12 protein-coding genes and 3 rRNA genes are annotated in these 19,478 nt (G+C 66.2%); 9 read left to right on the top strand and 6 right to left on the bottom strand.

Going from position 1 to position 19,478, the window contains the following annotated elements; genetic code table 11:
• Positions 1 to 36 precede the first annotated feature (36 nt).
• Positions 37 to 1,188: a mannose-6-phosphate isomerase, class I gene (gene manA, locus QQY66_RS18890; RefSeq protein ID WP_301981523.1), complete on the top strand. Its 1,152-nt coding sequence runs from the start codon at positions 37 to 39 to the stop codon at positions 1,186 to 1,188.
• Positions 1,189 to 1,304: 116 nt separating this feature from the next.
• Positions 1,305 to 2,285, top strand: a complete 981-nt coding sequence (locus QQY66_RS18885) for a cation diffusion facilitator family transporter (RefSeq protein ID WP_301981522.1) — start codon at positions 1,305 to 1,307, stop codon at positions 2,283 to 2,285.
• Between the two features lie 124 nt (positions 2,286 to 2,409).
• Here the strand turns inward: QQY66_RS18885 and QQY66_RS18880 are convergent, their stop codons facing one another.
• Positions 2,410 to 4,527: a fructose-specific PTS transporter subunit EIIC gene (locus QQY66_RS18880; RefSeq protein WP_301981521.1), complete on the bottom strand. Its 2,118-nt coding sequence runs from the start codon at positions 4,525 to 4,527 to the stop codon at positions 2,410 to 2,412.
• A gap of 296 nt (positions 4,528 to 4,823) precedes the next feature.
• Between QQY66_RS18880 and QQY66_RS18875 the strand changes: the two genes are divergently transcribed.
• The 3 genes from QQY66_RS18875 (at position 4,824) to QQY66_RS18865 (ending at position 7,306) form a co-directional block, all read left to right on the top strand.
• On the top strand, positions 4,824 to 5,021 hold the full coding sequence (locus tag QQY66_RS18875; RefSeq protein ID WP_301981520.1) for a hypothetical protein: 198 nt from the start codon (positions 4,824 to 4,826) through the stop codon (positions 5,019 to 5,021).
• Positions 5,018 to 6,475 (top strand): adenosylhomocysteinase, encoded by a 1,458-nt coding sequence (gene ahcY / locus QQY66_RS18870; RefSeq protein ID WP_301981519.1) that lies wholly within the window; start codon positions 5,018 to 5,020, stop codon positions 6,473 to 6,475. The genes QQY66_RS18875 and ahcY overlap by 4 nt, the downstream gene beginning before the upstream one ends.
• Positions 6,476 to 6,691: 216 nt before the next feature.
• On the top strand, positions 6,692 to 7,306 hold the full coding sequence (locus tag QQY66_RS18865) for a hypothetical protein (RefSeq protein WP_301981518.1): 615 nt from the start codon (positions 6,692 to 6,694) through the stop codon (positions 7,304 to 7,306).
• A 35-nt stretch (positions 7,307 to 7,341) separates the two neighbouring features.
• Here the strand turns inward: QQY66_RS18865 and QQY66_RS18860 are convergent, their stop codons facing one another.
• Positions 7,342 to 8,292: an RDD family protein gene (locus tag QQY66_RS18860; RefSeq protein WP_301981517.1), complete on the bottom strand. Its 951-nt coding sequence runs from the start codon at positions 8,290 to 8,292 to the stop codon at positions 7,342 to 7,344.
• Positions 8,293 to 8,420: 128 nt separating this feature from the next.
• Here QQY66_RS18860 and QQY66_RS18855 point away from each other — a divergent pair, with 128 nt between their 5' ends.
• The 4 genes from QQY66_RS18855 (at position 8,421) to rrf (ending at position 15,134) form a co-directional block, all read left to right on the top strand.
• On the top strand, positions 8,421 to 9,428 hold the full coding sequence (locus tag QQY66_RS18855; protein ID WP_301981516.1) for a stage II sporulation protein M: 1,008 nt from the start codon (positions 8,421 to 8,423) through the stop codon (positions 9,426 to 9,428).
• 593 nt (positions 9,429 to 10,021) lie between these two features.
• Positions 10,022 to 11,548: ribosomal RNA gene (locus QQY66_RS18850) — 16S ribosomal RNA — on the top strand.
• Positions 11,549 to 11,823: 275 nt separating this feature from the next.
• Positions 11,824 to 14,945, top strand: a 23S ribosomal RNA gene (locus tag QQY66_RS18845).
• A gap of 72 nt (positions 14,946 to 15,017) precedes the next feature.
• Positions 15,018 to 15,134, top strand: a 5S ribosomal RNA gene (rrf, locus tag QQY66_RS18840).
• The 16S, 23S and 5S rRNA genes sit together here, the layout of an rRNA operon.
• Positions 15,135 to 15,213: 79 nt before the next feature.
• Here rrf and QQY66_RS18835 read toward each other — a convergent pair.
• From QQY66_RS18835 to QQY66_RS18820, 4 genes are read right to left on the bottom strand one after another with little or no spacing between them, the layout of a single operon-like run.
• Positions 15,214 to 16,524: a DUF58 domain-containing protein gene (locus tag QQY66_RS18835; RefSeq protein ID WP_301981515.1), complete on the bottom strand. Its 1,311-nt coding sequence runs from the start codon at positions 16,522 to 16,524 to the stop codon at positions 15,214 to 15,216.
• Positions 16,524 to 17,513, bottom strand: coding sequence for a MoxR family ATPase (locus QQY66_RS18830; RefSeq protein ID WP_301987387.1), 990 nt, complete (start codon positions 17,511 to 17,513; stop codon positions 16,524 to 16,526). Before QQY66_RS18830 ends, QQY66_RS18835 begins: the two co-directional genes overlap by 1 nt.
• Positions 17,513 to 18,709 carry a DUF4350 domain-containing protein gene (locus tag QQY66_RS18825; protein WP_301981514.1) on the bottom strand — a complete coding sequence of 399 codons (1,197 nt, stop codon included), beginning with the start codon at positions 18,707 to 18,709 and terminating at the stop codon, positions 17,513 to 17,515. The genes QQY66_RS18830 and QQY66_RS18825 overlap by 1 nt, the downstream gene beginning before the upstream one ends.
• A complete protein-coding gene (locus QQY66_RS18820; protein WP_301981513.1) occupies positions 18,706 to 19,476 on the bottom strand; it encodes a DUF4129 domain-containing protein in 771 nt (256 codons plus the stop codon). Before QQY66_RS18820 ends, QQY66_RS18825 begins: the two co-directional genes overlap by 4 nt.
• Positions 19,477 to 19,478 lie beyond the last annotated feature (2 nt).

Raw genomic sequence — 19,478 nt, 5'->3', positions numbered from 1 at the left:
AGACGTCGAACGCAGAGAGAGCAGACAGAGAGCCGAATGGACCGCCTCGACAACACCATCCGCCCCTACGCCTGGGGTTCCACCACCGCGATCCCGCAACTGCTCGGCGTCGAGCCGACCGGTGAACCGCAGGCGGAGATGTGGATGGGTGCCCACCCGGGCGCACCCTCGCGCACCGACCGCGGCACGCTCGTCGAGGTCATCGCCGCCGACCCGCAGCGCGAACTCGGCGCGGCGGCCGTTGCCAAGTTCGGCCCCGGCCTGCCCTTCCTGCTCAAGATCCTCGCCGCCGGCGCCCCTCTCTCCCTCCAGGTGCACCCCAACCTGGAGCAGGCGAAGGAGGGTTACGAGGACGAGGAGCGCCGCGGCATCCCCGTGGACGCCCCGCACCGCAACTACAAGGACGCCAACCACAAGCCCGAACTCATCTGCGCGCTCACCGAGTTCGACGGCCTGTGCGGCTTCCGCGAGCCGGCACAGGCCGCCGACCTGCTCGCCGGCCTCGGCGTCGACTCCCTCAAGCCGTACGTCGACCTGCTGCGCGCCCACCCCGAGGAGGCGGCGCTGCGCGAGGTCCTGACGGCCGTTCTCAGTGCCGACCGCGAGGAGATGGCGCACACCGTCACCGCGGCCGCCGCAGCCTGCGCCCGCCTCGGCGGCGAGTACGCCCCCTACGCGGACATCGCCCACCACTACCCGGGCGACCCCGGCGTCATCGCCGCGATGCTCCTCAACTACCTCCGCCTGCACCCCGGCGAGGCCCTCTACCTCGGCGCTGGCATCCCGCACGCCTACCTCAACGGCCTCGGCGTCGAGATCATGGCCAACTCCGACAACGTCCTGCGCTGCGGCCTGACCCCCAAGCACGTCGACGTCCCCGAACTCCTGCGCATCGTCCGCTTCGAGCCCAGCGACCCCGGCGTGCTGCGCCCGGAGGCGTCCCCGGACGGCGAGGAGGTCTACGAGACGCCGATCGACGAGTTCCGGCTCTCCCGTTACGTCCTGCCCGAGGGCGGCGCCGCCCACGACCTCACCCGCGAGACCCCGCAGATCCTGCTCTGCACGGCCGGTTCCGTGCGGGCAGGGGAACATGAGTTGAGCCCAGGTCAGTCGGTCTTCGTCCCGGCTGGCGAAAAGGCCGAAGTATCCGGTTCTGGAACGGTCTTCCGGGCCACCGTCATCGCCTGAACGTCAAGGAGTTGCGGGCTCGCGCGCCGTTGTCGGAGCGGGCTGCAACAATGGCCCACTGGCAAAGACCGGGCAAAGGTCTGGACAGCGTACGTACGAAGGGACAACGCGAATACATGAGCGCGTCAGGCGGCACCAAGGCGATCGTGGCGGCACTCGTCGCCAACCTCGCGATCGCGGTAGCGAAATTCGTGGCGTTCCTCTTCAGCGGCTCGTCGTCGATGCTCGCCGAGTCGGTGCACTCCCTCGCCGACTCCGGCAACCAGGCCCTGCTCCTCGTCGGCGGCAAGAAGGCCAAGCGCGAGGCGACCCCGCAGCACCCCTTCGGGTACGGCCGCGAGCGCTACATCTACGCCTTCCTCGTCTCCATCGTCCTCTTCTCGGTCGGCGGCATGTTTGCCATCTACGAGGGCTACGAGAAGATCAAGCACCCGCACGAGATCGACCACTGGTACTGGCCGGTCGGCGTCCTCGTCTTCGCCATCATCGCCGAGACGTTCTCCTTCCGGACGGCCATCAAGGAGTCCAACGTCCTGCGCGGGAACAAGTCCTGGTCGGAGTTCGTCCGCCACGCCAAGGCGCCCGAACTGCCCGTCGTCCTCCTGGAGGACCTGGGCGCGCTCGTCGGCCTGATCCTCGCCCTCGGCGGCGTCAGCATCGCCCTCGCCACCGGCGACGGCGTCTGGGACGGCATCGGCACGCTCTGCATCGGCGTGCTCCTGATCCTGATCGCGCTCGTGCTCGCCGCCGAGACCAAGTCGCTGCTGCTCGGCGAGGCCGCCGGCGTCGAAGACGTCCAGAAGATCGAGGCCGCGATCGTCGACGGCGACACCGTCACCCGCATCATCCACATGCGCACACTCCACCTCGGCCCCGAGGAACTCCTCGTCGCCGCCAAGATCGCCGTCCAGCACGACGACACGGCCACCGAGATCGCCTCCGCCATCGACGCCGCCGAGGCCCGCATCCGAGAGGCCGTCCCGATCGCCCGCGTGATCTACCTCGAGCCGGACATCTACAGCGAGGCCGAGGCCGCGAAGGGCGCCGACCGCGGGGCAACGCCGGGAGGCCCGGCACCCCACCCCGCCGAGCACTGATACGACGTCGTACGACCGCGTTCTCAGTACGACCACGTGCTTTCGACGATGTGCTTACGACGATGGGCTTACGACGATGGGGTCCGCCGAGGGTTTCGGCGGGCCCCATCGGCTGCTGTTCCGGCTACTGGATCTCGCTCAGCACGCCGAGCACCGCCGCGTCGTCCGGCGCCGCCATGAGCCGCTCCCGGAACCCGGAGTCCATCAACTTCCGCGACAACAGCGCCAGTATCCGCAGATGCTCGTCACCCGCGGCAGCCTCCGGTACGGCGATCATGAACACGAGCCTCGCCTTCGTACCGTCCATCGAGCCCCACTCGACACCTTCGGCGGACCGCGCGAACCCGACGACCGGCGCGGTCACCGCGTCCGTCTTGGCATGCGGTATCGCGATCTCCTCACCGAGCCCCGTCGTGCCCTGCGCCTCACGCCGCAACGCCGTCGCCACCAACTCGTCGACGTCCGCCACCTTGCCGGTCCGCGCCAGCAGGACCGCCATCTCGCGGATCGCCGTTTCCTTCTCGGAGGCGTCGAGCCGAACCTTCACGGTCTGCGCGGTGAGGTGACCGGAGAGGGCTTCGGGTGTGGCTGATTCCGCGGCAGGGTTCGCGCTTGCGGTGTCCATGGCAGAGTCCGGACGCCCGGCACCCGGCAACGGTACGACGACGGCGGCGCCCTCTGTTCCTACGGCGCTCGCAGCGGCCCGCGCTCCCACGCCCGCCCCCACCAGCGAGGGCTCGGGCCCGCTGACACCCGCACCGCCGACCGGCGTGCCCCGCCTCCGCTCGGTGATGTCGACGAGGGCGACCGTCGTCAGCGCGGTGACGACAGAGCCGATCGCAACGGCCACGAAGAACATCGGTACGCCGCTCACCGCGCCCAGCACGGCCACGATCGGCCCACCGTGCGGGACCGCGTCCTCGACACCGGCGAGCCCGGCGATCGCACCGGCGACGGCGCCGCCGAGCATATTGGCCGGGATGACCTGAGCGGGCCGCGCCGCCGCGAACGGGATCGCGCCCTCGGAGATGCCGAAGCAGCCCATGAACAGCGAGGCCAGACCGGTCTCCCGCTCCTGCTCGGTGTAGAGGCGCTTACGGATCAGCGTGGCGAGGCCCTGCCCCAGCGGCATGACCGGAATCGCGGCGGCACACATGCCCATGACGGTCTGGTTGCCGGTTGCGATGAGCCCGGCGCCGAACAGGAACGCGGTCTTGTTGACCGGCCCACCCATGTCGAACGCGATCATGAGCCCGAGAATCGCCCCGAGCAGAATCGCGCTCGTGCCCGTCATCCCGCTGAGCCAGCTGGTCAGATGCTCGAAGACCCAGGAAATCGGCTTGCCGATGACGTAGATGAAGAACAGCCCGAGCGCCGAGGTCGCCACGATCGGGATCACGATGATCGGCATGATCGGCTGCACGAACTTCGGGACCTTGACCTTCTTGATCCACAGGACCAGATAACCGGCCAGGAACCCCGTCACGATCGCCCCGATGAACCCGGCGCCCGCCTTCGAGTCGTACAACTCACCGGTGTTCGCGATCCAGCCACCGATCATGCCCGGCACCAGCGCGGGCCGGTCGCCTATCGCATAGGCGATATAGCCGGACAGGACCGGCACCATCAGCGTGAAGCCGATGACGCCGATGTTGTTCACGTCCATCCAGAAGGAGTCCTCCGGGATGACCAGGCCGTCCGGCGTGGTGTTCCCGCCGATCGCGAGCGAGACCGCGATCAGCAGCCCGCCGACGACCACGAACGGAATCATGTAACTGACCCCGTTCATCAGCGCCTTGTACGTGATGCCGCGTTCCTTGCCGCCGGTGGCGCCGGTGCCGCCGGCGGCGCGGGCGGCCGTGGGGGAGCCACCCTCCATGTGCACGGGGGCCGACTGCACCTGCTCGATCAGCTGCTCGGGGCGGCGAATGCCCTCTGCGACCCCGACGGTCAGGACCCGCTTGCCTGCGAATCGGCTCAGGTCAACATCCTTGTCCGCGGCGATGATGATGCCGTCGGCGGATTTGACATCGTTGTCATCGAGTACGTTTTCAGCCCCGATGGATCCCTGTGTCTCCACCTTCATGTCGATGTCCCGGCTCGCGGCGGCCTGCGCGAGCTTCTCCGCCGCCATGTACGTATGGGCGATGCCGGTCGGGCACGCGGTCACCGCGAGCAACTTCAACCTCTTGCGCTCGCCACCGCCGCTGCCCGTGGGGGGAGGGCCGGCCGGACTGGTCACGTCGATCTCCTAACGCCTTTGTCACGCGAGAACGCCGTCCCGGACGTCCCGCAGGATCGATCAGATGTCCCGATCTCCTCGCATCCTGCAACACCTCTCTCCCAGCTCAAAGATGCAGAAGTCCCTGAAGGTCCCGGTCTGTCGACTCCTGTCCATCCGATTGCGGGTGTCCTGTTATCGCTGTCACAGCCGTCCCTCGCCCGACGGGCCAGGCAGTGGACGGACCCTCACTGGGGCCGTGATCGGCCTGATCTATTCGGAGGTGGACTGGGGACGGCCCGCCCTACCGGTGTAGCTTGGGACGGAGCCAGACGTCGCTGCTGATGGCGGTCGGGCGGTCCCACCGCGGACCGACCGAGGGAGAGAGGGCCTCCGACGGACTGCGCTGCGTGTACGCGGGCATGCCTGTGTCCTCTTCGGGCACCCCTGTGTCCGCCGCCGCGCAGACCAGCCGTACCCACCTCGCCCCAACCTCCGAGGAGCAGCTCGAATGACGACTGTCGAAAACCGACAGGACTTCAAGGTCGCCGACCTCTCTCTGGCCGAGTTCGGCCGCAAGGAGATCACCCTCGCCGAGCACGAGATGCCCGGCCTGATGGCGATCCGCAAGGAGTACGCCGAGGCGCAGCCCCTCGCCGGCGCCCGCATCACCGGCTCCCTGCACATGACCGTGCAGACCGCCGTACTCATCGAGACCCTGGCCGCTCTCGGTGCCGAGGTCCGCTGGGCCTCCTGCAACATCTTCTCCACCCAGGACCACGCGGCCGCCGCCATCGCCGTCGGCCCGAACGGCACGCCCGACAACCCCCAGGGCATCCCGGTCTTCGCCTGGAAGGGCGAGACCCTGGAGGAGTACTGGTGGTGCACGGAGCAGGCGCTGACCTGGCCGAACACCCCCACCGGCGGCCCGAACATGATCCTGGACGACGGTGGCGACGCCACCATGCTCGTCCACAAGGGCGTCGAGTACGAGAAGGACGGCAAGGTCCCGGACATCGAGACCGCCGAGTCCGACGAGCACCGCGTCGTCCTCGAGCTGCTGACCCGCACGCTCGGCGAAAGCCCGCAGAAATGGACCCAGGTGGCGTCCGAGATCCGCGGCGTGACCGAGGAGACCACGACCGGCGTCCACCGCCTGTACGAGATGCACCGCGACGGCACCCTCCTGTTCCCGGCGATCAACGTCAACGACGCCGTCACCAAGTCGAAGTTCGACAACAAGTACGGCTGCCGCCACTCCCTGATCGACGGCATCAACCGCGCCACCGACGTCCTCATCGGCGGCAAGACCGCGGTCGTCTTTGGTTACGGCGACGTGGGCAAGGGCTGCGCGGAGTCCCTGCGCGGACAGGGCGCCCGCGTGATCATCACCGAGATCGACCCGATCTGCGCACTGCAGGCCGCGATGGACGGCTACCAGGTCACGACCCTCGACGAGGTCGTCGACAAGGCTGACATCTTCGTCACCACGACCGGCAACAAGGACATCATCATGGCCTCGGACATGGCCAAGATGAAGCACCAGGCGATCGTGGGCAACATCGGCCACTTCGACAACGAGATCGACATGGCCGGCCTCGCTCAGATCCCCGGCATCGTCAAGGACGAGGTCAAGCCGCAGGTTCACACCTGGACGTTCCCCGACGGCAAGGTGCTCATCGTCCTCTCCGAGGGCCGCCTGCTGAACCTGGGCAACGCCACCGGTCACCCGTCGTTCGTGATGTCCAACTCCTTCGCGGACCAGACCCTGGCCCAGATCGAGCTGTTCACCAAGCCCGACGCGTACCCGACCGACGTGTACGTGCTGCCCAAGCACCTCGACGAGAAGGTCGCCCGCCTCCACCTGGACGCGCTCGGAGTGAAGCTGACGACGCTGCGTCCGGAGCAGGCGGCGTACATCGGCGTCGAGGTCGAGGGGCCGTACAAGCCGGACCACTACCGCTACTGAGCCCTCGGCTGCCGCTGTTGAGCCGTTGGCTGCTGTTGGTAGCCGCCGGCTCAGGCACTGAGTACCGCCGAGTACTGACCGCAGCCCGTGAGAGCGCGCCGGTGCGCTGACGCGCTCTCACGCAGGTCCTCCGAGGCAGGCCCCCGCACCCCCGTGCCGGGGGCCTGCCCCTTTGGCCGTTGCGGCCGGACCAGCCCGTCAAGACCCAGGACCCCCATGCCCCGCGGCCGTTATTCGCTCCATGATCCGCACGATCACACCCCCCTCGCAGACGAGCACTTCCACTGCGCCCCCGGCCCCTCCGGCTGGCGCTACGTCTCACAACGGACCACCCCCGCGGGTGACCACAGCGGCTCCGTCGACCTCACCCTCGACGAACTCGGCCGCCCCATCCGCCTCGAACTCCACGCCGCGGGCTGGCAGGTCCGCGGCGCCGCGCTCGACGGCGTCGCCTGGGTCCGTACAGACCCCACCGGGACTCGTGCCACGGAAGGCAACGTCCGCGCTCACGCCTTCACCGGCACTTCTCCCGCATTCCTCATCGCCACCACCCGTCTCCTGCGCCTCGCCCCTTCCAGCTCAGCAACCCGCGTACGCCTCGTCGCCTTCACCGACCCCGTCCTCGCCCCGCGCACCGTGGACCAGTCCTGGGCCTTGGTGAAAAGAGAAGCACACGCCACTGACAACGGCCCTCTGACCGTGGACGAATACCAGGTCACAGCCCTGGACACGGGCGAACAGCACGCCGTACACATCGCCGGCGACGTCGTGCTCGCGGCACCGGGCATCGAGTTGGAGGACCTTGACTCGCCGCCGTCCGCGTTCGACTGAGCGCCGCGTTCGGGCTGGGCGGCCGACGGGCCGGGCTAGGCAGGCGGTACGAACCCAGTGGCGGGACGGTCAGCGGGCGACGCGTCGGGAGCCTCGCGCCGACCACTGACCGGAGCCTCGGGCTGAGGGGCAGGGACCGCGGACGGAACCGGCGGAGGCACATACGCCCCCGGCACACCGGCCGCAGGCCCGCCACCGGCAGCGGGTGCACCTACGGTCTGACCGCTTACTACCGAACCGCCCGCGAAGGCACGCCTGGCATCCCGTGCCTGCCGTTCCTGCACCACAGCCGCCAAATACGCGGCCGGCGGAACGCCCTGCGGCGCCGGGCTCCCCGTACGGGCCGCGAGGTCGGTGGCGAGCCGTTCCGCCATGGCCCAGCCGACCTGCGGATCCAGCTGCTGCATCCGCGTCAGATACTGGCGGACGGCAAGCCACAGATCGTCCGGAACCGCCGACAGGTCCAGCGCGGCGAACCGTCCGGCCAGCCAGGGCGGCGGCGGAGGAACGAAGGTCGTACGGGCCACGGGCACCCGTTCCCTCACCACCAGAGTCCCTGCGAACACGTCCCCGAGCCTCCGCCCGCGCGCCGACACGAGAGAGGCGATGCAGGCGATCACGCCGAATGTCATCAGAATCTCGATCACACCGATCCCACCCCGGACCAGCGCATGTCGGAACCGGATCGGGCCGCCGTCGTCCCGCACCACACGCAGCCCGCACGCCATCTTGCCGAGCGACCGCCCATGGCTCAGCGTCTCGACCGCGATCGGTCCGCCCACCAGCACCAATACAAATGTCGCGATCGACAGGGCGACCTGTGCCGCCTCGTCCAATGAGGCCGTGGAGACCACCAGACCGATGGTCACGACCAGGTAGGCGATCATGGCCACCACCAGATCGAGCAGGACGGCCAGCGCCCTGCTGGGCAGCCTCGCGGGGCGCAACTCCAGCGCCACCGCCTCACCCGTCACCAGCTCACTCACGCCGCTGTCCTTCCCCTGACCTGCCCTGAGAACGGCCAGTCTGCCAAGCTGAGGGCGCATTGCGCCGCAGTACGACAAGCTGACACCACGACGAGCCGCCGACGAACAGCCCAGGAGCAGGCAAACCGATGGATCTCGACGTCTTCGTCACCGCCCACCGAGCCGAATGGGACCGCCTCGACGCCCTGCTCCGGCGCCAGCGCAGCCTCACCGGTGCCGAGGCCGACGAACTCGTCGCTCTTTACCAGCGCACCGCCACCCACCTGTCCCTGATCCAGTCCAGCGCCCCCGACCCGCAATTGACCGGTCGGCTCAGCCAACTCGTGGCACGCGCGCGTAGTGCCGTGACAGGCACCCGACGCGCCTCCTGGCGCGACGTCACCCGCTTCCTCACGCACGGATTCCCCGCCGCGGTCTACAAGTCGCGCCACTGGTGGGTACCCACCGCGCTCCTGTCGACCCTTGTCGCGGCACTTCTGGGCTGGTGGATAGGTGCTCACCCAGAAGTGCAGTCCTCCATAGCGGCCCCCGATGAGCTGCGCGAACTCACCCGCCCCGGAGGCCAGTACGAGACCTACTACTCGAGCCACCCCGCGGCCTCCTTTGCCGCCCAGGTGTGGACGAACAACGCCTGGGCGGCCGCCCTGTGCCTGATCCTCGGGGTCTTCCTGGGCCTCCCGGTCCTGTGGATCCTCTTCCAGAACATGCTCAACCTCGGCGTCGGCTTCGGCCTGATGTCCTCAGCCGGTCGGCTCGACACCTTCCTCGGTCTCGTCCTGCCGCACGGTCTGCTCGAGCTGACCGCGGTCTTCGTGGCCGCCGGCACCGGCCTGCGCCTCGGCTGGACCGTCATCGACCCTGGCCCACGCAGCCGACGCACGGCCCTCGCGGAAGAGGGCCGAGCCGCCGTGGGCATGGCCATCGGCCTCGCCCTGGTCCTCTTCGTCTCCGGCGCCATCGAAGGCTTCGTGACCCCGTCGGGCCTGCCCACATGGGCACGAATAAGCATCGGGGTCCTCGCTGAGCTCGTCTTCCTTGCCTACGTCTACGTCCTGGGCGGTCGTGCCGCCCGCACCGGGGAGACGGGCGACGTCGAAGCTGCGGAGCGCAGCGCCGCGGTTCCGACGGCTGCCTGATGTGCGGACATGTCTGCTGAGCTGCTAGTCTCTCCTTCGCCCCACAAGAGCCGTTGACACGGAGGACGTGGGGAGGTAGATTCAAACAGTTGCCGAGAGGGCAGGGTTTGCCCCGGGGTGACGGTTAGCATCTGTCGGCTTCTTGTGAAGTCACTTCCCGAGAAGCCCCCGATTATTCAGGACTGAGTGGCCGGTCAGGCCAGTCAAAAACTTCTGATAAAGTCGGACTCGCCGAAAGAGAGCCGGAAGGCAATCAAATAGGCAAGGCCACTCCAACGGCCACCGGAAAACGAATTCCGACCGGAAACGGAACGGAAAAGCGATCTGGTAAGGTTGGAAACACCGAAGGGAAGCGCCCGGAGGAAAGCCGCGAGAGTGTCTCTCGGGTGAGTACGAAGGAAGCGTCCGTTCCTTGAGAACTCAACAGCGTGCCAAAAATCAACGCCAGATATGTTGATACCCCGTCCGTCGGAACCTGTTCCGATGGTCGTGGTTCCTTTGAAGAAATACACAGCGAGGACGTTGTGAACGGTCGGGCTTATTCCGCCCGACGGTTCCGCTCTCGTGTGTGTTGACCGGATAACCGGTACACATTCACGGAGAGTTTGATCCTGGCTCAGGACGAACGCTGGCGGCGTGCTTAACACATGCAAGTCGAACGATGAACCACTTCGGTGGGGATTAGTGGCGAACGGGTGAGTAACACGTGGGCAATCTGCCCTTCACTCTGGGACAAGCCCTGGAAACGGGGTCTAATACCGGATAGCACTCTCACGGGCATCTGTGGGGGTTGAAAGCTCCGGCGGTGAAGGATGGGCCCGCGGCCTATCAGCTTGTTGGTGAGGTAATGGCTCACCAAGGCGACGACGGGTAGCCGGCCTGAGAGGGCGACCGGCCACACTGGGACTGAGACACGGCCCAGACTCCTACGGGAGGCAGCAGTGGGGAATATTGCACAATGGGCGCAAGCCTGATGCAGCGACGCCGCGTGAGGGATGACGGCCTTCGGGTTGTAAACCTCTTTCAGCAGGGAAGAAGCGCAAGTGACGGTACCTGCAGAAGAAGCGCCGGCTAACTACGTGCCAGCAGCCGCGGTAATACGTAGGGCGCAAGCGTTGTCCGGAATTATTGGGCGTAAAGAGCTCGTAGGCGGCTTGTCACGTCGGGTGTGAAAGCCCGGGGCTTAACCCCGGGTCTGCATTCGATACGGGCTAGCTAGAGTGTGGTAGGGGAGATCGGAATTCCTGGTGTAGCGGTGAAATGCGCAGATATCAGGAGGAACACCGGTGGCGAAGGCGGATCTCTGGGCCATTACTGACGCTGAGGAGCGAAAGCGTGGGGAGCGAACAGGATTAGATACCCTGGTAGTCCACGCCGTAAACGGTGGGAACTAGGTGTTGGCGACATTCCACGTCGTCGGTGCCGCAGCTAACGCATTAAGTTCCCCGCCTGGGGAGTACGGCCGCAAGGCTAAAACTCAAAGGAATTGACGGGGGCCCGCACAAGCAGCGGAGCATGTGGCTTAATTCGACGCAACGCGAAGAACCTTACCAAGGCTTGACATACGCCGGAAACGTCTGGAGACAGGCGCCCCCTTGTGGTCGGTGTACAGGTGGTGCATGGCTGTCGTCAGCTCGTGTCGTGAGATGTTGGGTTAAGTCCCGCAACGAGCGCAACCCTTGTCCTGTGTTGCCAGCATGCCCTTCGGGGTGATGGGGACTCACAGGAGACCGCCGGGGTCAACTCGGAGGAAGGTGGGGACGACGTCAAGTCATCATGCCCCTTATGTCTTGGGCTGCACACGTGCTACAATGGCCGGTACAATGAGCTGCGATGCCGTGAGGTGGAGCGAATCTCAAAAAGCCGGTCTCAGTTCGGATTGGGGTCTGCAACTCGACCCCATGAAGTCGGAGTTGCTAGTAATCGCAGATCAGCAGTGCTGCGGTGAATACGTTCCCGGGCCTTGTACACACCGCCCGTCACGTCACGAAAGTCGGTAACACCCGAAGCCGGTGGCCCAACCCGTTTACGGGAGGGAGCTGTCGAAGGTGGGACTGGCGATTGGGACGAAGTCGTAACAAGGTAGCCGTACCGGAAGGTGCGGCTGGATCACCTCCTTTCTAAGGAGCACATAGCCGACTGCGAGCAAATGTCTCGCACGGTTGCTCATGGGTGGAACGTTGATTATTCGGCACACTTGATCGTCGTCTTCTTCTAGTACTGCTCTTCGGAGTGTGGAACGTTGAGGGGAGCGGGGAGTGTGCCGGGCACGCTGTTGGGTGTCTGAGGGAATGATTTCCTTCAGGTGCCGGCCCCAGTGAACTCGGATCGTAGGTCCGGGGTGGTGGGTGGCTGGTCGTTGTTTGAGAACTGCACAGTGGACGCGAGCATCTGTGGCCAAGTTTTTAAGGGCGCACGGTGGATGCCTTGGCACCAGGAACCGATGAAGGACGTGGGAGGCCACGATAGGCCCCGGGGAGTCGTCAACCAGGCTTTGATCCGGGGGTGTCCGAATGGGGAAACCCGGCAGTCGTCATGGGCTGTCACCCATACCTGAACACATAGGGTATGTGGAGGGAACGCGGGGAAGTGAAACATCTCAGTACCCGCAGGAAGAGAAAACAACCGTGATTCCGGGAGTAGTGGCGAGCGAAACCGGATGAGGCCAAACCGTATGCGTGTGAGACCCGGCAGGGGTTGCGTATACGGGGTTGTGGGATCTCTCTTTCACGGTCTGCCGGCCGTGAGACGAGTGAGAAACCGTTGATGTAGGCGAAGGACATGCGAAAGGTCCGGCGTAGAGGGTAAGACCCCCGTAGTCGAAACGTCAACGGCTCGTTGGAGAGACACCCAAGTAGCACGGGGCCCGAGAAATCCCGTGTGAATCTGGCGGGACCACCCGTTAAGCCTAAATATTCCCTGGTGACCGATAGCGGATAGTACCGTGAGGGAATGGTGAAAAGTACCGCGGGAGCGGAGTGAAATAGTACCTGAAACCGTGTGCCTACAAGCCGTGGGAGCGTCGCATGCAAGCTTGCTTGTATGTCGTGACTGCGTGCCTTTTGAAGAATGAGCCTGCGAGTTTGCGGTGTGTTGCGAGGTTAACCCGTGTGGGGAAGCCGTAGCGAAAGCGAGTCCGAACAGGGCGATTTAGTAGCGCGCTCAAGACCCGAAGCGGAGTGATCTAGCCATGGGCAGGTTGAAGCGGCTGTAAGAGGTCGTGGAGGACCGAACCCACCAGGGTTGAAAACCTGGGGGATGACCTGTGGTTAGGGGTGAAAGGCCAATCAAACTCCGTGATAGCTGGTTCTCCCCGAAATGCATTTAGGTGCAGCGTCGTGTGTTTCTTGCCGGAGGTAGAGCACTGGATAGGCGATGGGCCCTACCGGGTTACTGACCTTAGCCAAACTCCGAATGCCGGTAAGTGAGAGCGCGGCAGTGAGACTGTGGGGGATAAGCTCCATGGTCGAGAGGGAAACAGCCCAGAGCATCGACTAAGGCCCCTAAGCGTACGCTAAGTGGGAAAGGATGTGGAGTCGCACAGACAACCAGGAGGTTGGCTTAGAAGCAGCCACCCTTGAAAGAGTGCGTAATAGCTCACTGGTCTAGTGATTCCGCGCCGACAATGTAGCGGGGCTCAAGCGTACCGCCGAAGTCGTGTCAATCCAGCATAAGGGCTAACGCCTGCTGGGTTGGGTAGGGGAGCGTCGTCTGCCGGGTGAAGCAGCCGCGGAAGCGAGTTGTGGACGGTTGACGAGTGAGAATGCAGGCATGAGTAGCGATTCACACGTGGGAAACGTGTGCGCCGATTGACTAAGGGTTCCTGGGTCAAGCTGATCTGCCCAGGGTAAGTCGGGACCTAAGGCGAGGCCGACAGGCGTAGTCGATGGATAACCGGTTGATATTCCGGTACCCGCTGTAAAGCGTCAAACATTGAATCCAGTGATGCTAAGCCCGTGAAGCCGTTCCGGACCCTTCGGGGAATGGAAAGTGGTGGAGCCGGTGACCCGAGTTGGTAGTAGGTGAGTGATGGGGTGACGCAGGAAGGTAGTCCATCCCGGGCGGTGGTTGTCCCGGGGTAAGGGTGTAGCCCGAGTGGTAGGTAAATCCGCCACTCACATGGGGTGAGACCTGATGCCGAGCCGATTGTGGTGAAGTGGATGATCCTATGCTGTCGAGAAAAGCCTCTAGCGAGTTTTATGGCGGCCCGTACCCTAAACCGACTCAGGTGGTCAGGTAGAGAATACCGAGGCGTTCGGGTGAACTATGGTTAAGGAACTCGGCAAAATGCCCCCGTAACTTCGGGAGAAGGGGGGCCATCACCGGTGAGAGCACTTGCTGCTTGAGCTGGGGGTGGCCGCAGAGACCAGCGAGAAGCGACTGTTTACTAAAAACACAGGTCCGTGCGAAGCCGTAAGGCGATGTATACGGACTGACGCCTGCCCGGTGCTGGAACGTTAAGGGGACCGGTTAGTCCTGTTTCGACGGGGCGAAGCTGAGAACTTAAGCGCCAGTAAACGGCGGTGGTAACTATAACCATCCTAAGGTAGCGAAATTCCTTGTCGGGTAAGTTCCGACCTGCACGAATGGCGTAACGACTTCTCGACTGTCTCAACCATAGGCCCGGTGAAATTGCACTACGAGTAAAGATGCTCGTTTCGCGCAGCAGGACGGAAAGACCCCGGGACCTTTACTACAGTTTGATATTGGTGTTCGGTTCGGCTTGTGTAGGATAGCTGGGAGACTGTGAACTCTGGACGCCAGTTCAGGGGGAGTCGTCGTTGAAATACCAGTCTGGTCGTGCTGGATGTCTAACCTGGGTCCGTGATCCGGATCAGGGACAGTGTCTGATGGGTAGTTTAACTGGGGCGGTTGCCTCCTAAAGAGTAACGGAGGCGCCCAAAGGTTCCCTCAGCCTGGTTGGCAATCAGGTGTTGAGTGTAAGTGCACAAGGGAGCTTGACTGTGAGACCGACGGGTCGAGCAGGGACGAAAGTCGGGACTAGTGATCCGGCGGTGGCTTGTGGAAGCGCCGTCGCTCAACGGATAAAAGGTACCCCGGGGATAACAGGCTGATCTTCCCCAAGAGTCCATATCGACGGGATGGTTTGGCACCTCGATGTCGGCTCGTCGCATCCTGGGGCTGGAGTCGGTCCCAAGGGTTGGGCTGTTCGCCCATTAAAGCGGTACGCGAGCTGGGTTTAGAACGTCGTGAGACAGTTCGGTCCCTATCCGCTGCGCGCGCAGGAACATTGAGAAGGGCTGTCCCTAGTACGAGAGGACCGGGACGGACGAACCTCTGGTGTGCCAGTTGTTCTGCCAAGGGCATGGCTGGTTGGCTACGTTCGGGAGGGATAACCGCTGAAAGCATCTAAGCGGGAAGCCTGCTTCGAGATGAGTGTTCCCACCCCCTTTGAGGGGTTAAGGCTCCCAGTAGACGACTGGGTTGATAGGCCGGATCTGGAAGCCCTGTAAGGGGTGGAGGTGACCGGTACTAATAGGCCGAGGGCTTGTCCTCAGTTGCTCGCGTCCACTGTGTTAGTTCTGAGGCAACGACCGTGTCATGTTTCCGGTTGGAACTTCATAGTGTTTCGGTGGTCATAGCGTGAGGGAAACGCCCGGTTACATTCCGAACCCGGAAGCTAAGCCTTACAGCGCCGATGGTACTGCAGGGGGGACCCTGTGGGAGAGTAGGACACCGCCGAACAAAACTTGAAATTAGGGCCCACGCCTTTTGGTGTGGGCCCTAATTGCGTTTGGTTAGGCAGTCGGTCCTGCCCTCCGCGCTAAAGGCGTCCAGCCGCCTTTAGCGCCAGATATGCATCGGCCAGTGTTGGAGCCAGTTCATCAGGTGTCGCGTCCACGACCGTGACTCCATGACGTCGGAGTTGTTCCGCTGTGCGATGGCGTTCGCTTTGTGCCTGGGCGGCGGCTGCGGATTCGTAAATGGCTTCTGTGTTGCCGCGTGCCGTGGCCATGTGGGCGATGTTCGGGTCTGCGACGGATGCCAGCAAAACCGTGTGGCGCTGGGTGAGGCGGGCGAGGACGGGCAGCAGGCCCTCTTCGACGGGGGCCGCGTCCAGGGTTGTCAGGAGCACGATCAGAGAGCGGCGGGGGGCCGTCCTGAGCGCAGTGGCCGTAAGGCCTCGAGAATCGGTTTCGACGAGCTCGGGTTCGAGTGTTGCCATCGCGTTGACCAGGGACGGGAGGACGTCGCCTGCTGCGCGGCCCTGGACCAGGGCGCGTACCCGGCGGTCGTATGCGAGTAGGTCGACGCGGTCGCCGGCGCGGGATGCCAGGGCGGCCAGGAGCAGGGCGGCGTCCATTGAGGCGTCCAGGCGTGGGGCGTCGCCGACGCGGCCGGCCGAGGTGCGGCCGGTGTCGAGGACCAGGAGGATGTGCCGATCGCGTTCGGGGCGCCAGGTGCGTACGGCGACCGTGGTCTGGCGAGCTGTGGCGCGCCAGTCGATGGAACGGGTGTCGTCGCCGGGGACGTACTCGCGCAGGCTGTCGAATTCTGTGCCTTCTCCGCGGGTGAGGACGCTGGTGCGGCCGTCGAGTTCGCGCAGGCGGGCGAGTTTCGACGGGAGGTGCTTGCGGCTGGTGAAGGGGGGCAGGACGCGGACTGTCCAGGGGACTTTGTGGGTGCCCTGGCGTGCGAAGAGGCCGAGAGGGCCGTACGAGCGGATCGTGACGCGGTCTGCCTGGCGGTCGCCGCGGCGGGTGGGGCGTAGACGGGTCGTGATGCGGCGGCGTTCGCCCGCAGGGACCGTGAGGCGATGGCGGGAGGCGGCGATTTCCGTGCCGGGTTGCCAGCTGCTGGGGGGCCAGGCGTCGCGGAGGCGGGCCCGGAGCAGGCGGCGTGACGGGTTGGTGATCGTGAGGGTGACGTCGGCCTGCTCGCCCAGACGTGCGGAGGTGTCGCCGGAGCGGCTCAGGCCCAGGTGTCGTACCGGCGCTGCCAGGGCGAAGTCGCACGCGCAGGCCAGCGCCAGGGGGGCGTTCACGGCGAGGAGGCCCGTGAGGCCGGGTTCCCAGATGCCTACGGGGAGGGAGCCGAGGGCTGCGAGGAGTGCTGTGCGTCCGGTGAGGGCCATCAGCGGGGGACCGGGACCTGGGCGAGGATCGCGTTGATGACGGAGTCGGCCGTCACGCCCTCCATTTCGGCCTCTGGGCGGAGTTGTACGCGGTGGCGGAGCGTGGGGAGGGCGAGGGCCTTGACGTCGTCCGGGATGACGTAATCGCGGCCGGTCAGCCAGGCCCACGCGCGCGAGGTGGCCAGGAGGGCGGTGGCGCCGCGTGGGGAGACGCCGAGGGTGAGGGACGGGGATTCGCGGGTCGCGCGGCAGATGTCCACGACGTAGCCGGTGATTTCGGGGGAGACGGCGGTCTTGGCGACTGCGGCGCGCGCGGCTTCGAGGGCTGCGGGGCCGGCGACGGGGCGCAGACCGGCGGCGCGCAGGTCGCGCGGGTTGAAGCCCTCGGAGTGGCGGGTGAGGACGGCGATCTCGTCCTGGCGGGAGGGGAGGGGGATCGTGAGTTTGAGGAGGAAGCGGTCCAGCTGGGCCTCGGGGAGGGGGTAGGTGCCCTCGTACTCGACCGGGTTCTGGGTCGCTGCGACCAGGAAGGGCTCGGGGAGCGGGCGGGGGGTGCCGTCGACCGTGACCTGGCGTTCTTCCATGGCTTCCAGGAGCGACGACTGGGTCTTGGGGGGTGTGCGGTTGATCTCGTCCGCGAGGAGGAGGTTGGTGAAGACCGGGCCGGGCTGGAAGGAGAACTCCGCGGTGCGGGTGTCGTAGACGAGGGAGCCGGTCACATCGCTCGGCATCAGGTCCGGAGTGAACTGCACGCGCTTGGTGTCGAGTTCGAGTGCGGACGCGAGGGCGCGGACGAGCAACGTTTTGGCAACCCCGGGGACTCCTTCAAGGAGAACGTGTCCGCGGCAGAGGAGGGCGACGACGAGGCCGGTCACGGCGGGATCCTGGCCGACCACGGCCTTGGCGATCTCGGCGCGCAGGGCCTCCAGGGCGGCTCGGGCGTTGCCCGCGTCCTCGGTCGGCCCGGCGTTGTCAGTGGTCGGGTCCATCATGGACGGCGTACCTCTCTTTCGAGGGCGTCGAGTTGGTCGGCGAGGGCGATGAGCGCGGCGTCGTCGCTGGGCGGCGGGCCGAAGAGGAGGGTGTGCAGGGACTGTCCGTCGCCGTGGAGGTGGGCGGACAGCGCGGGGAGCAGGGCTTCGGGCGCGTGTGCCTGGGCGACGGGGACGCCTACGAGGGGGGCGAGGCGGGTGCGGGTGGTGGAGCGGAGAGCGGCGGCCGCGCGGTCGCGGGCGTTGGCCTTGCGGTAGAGGCGGGCACGGCCTTCGACGGTTTCGGAGGCGCGGATCGCCACGGGGAGATTTTCGGGCACGAGAGGGCCGAGCCGCCGTGCCCGCCAGAGGGCGGCCAGGGCTGCCGCGATGAAGAGCTGAAGTGTGCCCCAGAGCCAGCCCGAGGGGAGCAGGTCGAAGAAGCCTCGCTCGCCCTCGGTGCCGGCGGCGGTGGAGTCGGAGAGCGAGGGGAGGTACCAGACCAGATGAGGGCGGGAGCCGAGGAGTTGGAGGGCGAGCGAGGCGTTGCCCTGCTCGTCGAGGCGGTCGTTGAAGAGGATGTCGGGCGCACCGATGACGATGGTGTCGCCGCCCTCCGATGCCGCCGGGACGCGCACGAGGGTGGCCAGGCGCTCGCTGGGGTAGCACTCGTCGGCGTCGACCTGGAGGGCCGTGTACCGGATGCCGCCGGTGTCGGCGCTACCTGCGCGGCGGGCCGCCGGCAGATTGCAGTCGGGCGACAGCGCCGAGTCGAGGCTGGTGGCAGGGTCGGCGATGACGCCGGGGGCGAGCCGTTCGACGGACCAGCTGCCGGGCGCGACCAGGATGCTGCGTCCGCCGGAGGCGTCGGTGGCGGCGTGCAGCTGTGTCTGTTGACGTGCTGTCAGCAGGTCGGGGTCGGCCACGAGGAGTGTGGTGTCCGGGCGGGCGGTGGTGCGGGCCTCGTCCAGGGTGGTGACCACGCGTGTGGACACGCCGCGGTCGGCGAGCAGTTCGGCGACGGCGCGGCTGCCGTAGGGATCGGCGGAGCGGGGGTCGAGTCGGCCGTGCCGGGCGTCGGACTGGATCACGGCGATCGCGATGGCCCCCACCAGGAGCAGCACGAGGGCGAGCAGGACGCCTCGCGTGCGGGTCCACACCTGGCGGGTGGTGGGAGAGGCCGAGGTGGACGGGAGCATGGCCTCAGTGGTCATTCGGCGGCTCCCTGGCGGGCGTTCTGGGTCGCGCTGTGGGCGCTGCTGGCGAGCACCGGTTTGGTGCGCTCCAGGTCGCGGTCGAGTGCGGCGATGCGGTGGTACGACTGCTCGGTTGCCGTCCGTCCCCCGTATGTCACGTCGTCGAAGTCCCGGGCGGCTGCGCTCAGCCGGTCCGCAGCGGAGGGCAGGACGCGGCCCGCTTCCGCGGCGGCCTCGTCGGCGGTGCGGCCGGGGTGGACGTCGAGGAGGGCGCGTTCCTCCAGGGCGCGGACGACGGCCCGCATGCGTTCTTGGACGGCCTGGTTCCAGTGGCCCTGGGCGGCCTGTGCCTCGGCGGCGGCGCGATGTTCGGCGGCGCTGCGGGGGCGGTCGTCGAAGAGGGCGGCGGAGGAGACTGGTGCTCGACGCGGGGTGCCCAGGCGCCACCACAGGGCACCCAGGGCTGCGAGGACGACCAGGATGACGACGACCAGGCCGAGCGTCCCCCCAGGAGTGGCGGCCGAGGCGGTGCCGAACAGCTCGCCGACCCAGTCCCAGAATGCGTTCAGCGCCCGCTGGAACAGGCTGGGGTCGTTCTCGTGGTACATGCCTTTGGACAGCTCGCGCCGAGCCGCCTCCCGCGCCGGGTCGCGCGGGACGGTCACCGGCGGTTCGTCGTCGGAGCGCGACAGCGCCGAGGCGTCACCGGCGCGCAGCAGCGCCCGTGCGGCCGTGTCGGCGACGCGCGCCGGTACGGCCGTGAGGACTCCCCCCGCCAGGCTCACCG

Origin of the sequence: Streptomyces sp. DG2A-72, assembly GCF_030499575.1 — a bacterium.
Lineage (GTDB): Bacteria > Actinomycetota > Actinomycetes > Streptomycetales > Streptomycetaceae > Streptomyces.
This window is presented reverse-complemented; position numbering and strand designations above follow the sequence as displayed.

What these genes read in the sequence shown, in the direction of transcription:
- manA (WP_301981523.1), top strand. Translation starts at nt 37, where the DNA reads ATGGACCGCCTCGACAACACCATCCGCCCCTACGCCTGGGGTTCCACC.
- QQY66_RS18885 (WP_301981522.1), top strand. Translation starts at nt 1,305, where the DNA reads ATGAGCGCGTCAGGCGGCACCAAGGCGATCGTGGCGGCACTCGTCGCC.
- ahcY (WP_301981519.1), top strand. Translation starts at nt 5,018, where the DNA reads ATGACGACTGTCGAAAACCGACAGGACTTCAAGGTCGCCGACCTCTCT.
- QQY66_RS18865 (WP_301981518.1), top strand. Translation starts at nt 6,692, where the DNA reads ATGCCCCGCGGCCGTTATTCGCTCCATGATCCGCACGATCACACCCCC.
- QQY66_RS18855 (WP_301981516.1), top strand. Translation starts at nt 8,421, where the DNA reads ATGGATCTCGACGTCTTCGTCACCGCCCACCGAGCCGAATGGGACCGC.
- QQY66_RS18835 (WP_301981515.1), bottom strand. Translation starts at nt 16,524, where the DNA reads ATGGCCCTCACCGGACGCACAGCACTCCTCGCAGCCCTCGGCTCCCTC.
- QQY66_RS18830 (WP_301987387.1), bottom strand. Translation starts at nt 17,513, where the DNA reads ATGGACCCGACCACTGACAACGCCGGGCCGACCGAGGACGCGGGCAAC.
- QQY66_RS18825 (WP_301981514.1), bottom strand. Translation starts at nt 18,709, where the DNA reads ATGACCACTGAGGCCATGCTCCCGTCCACCTCGGCCTCTCCCACCACC.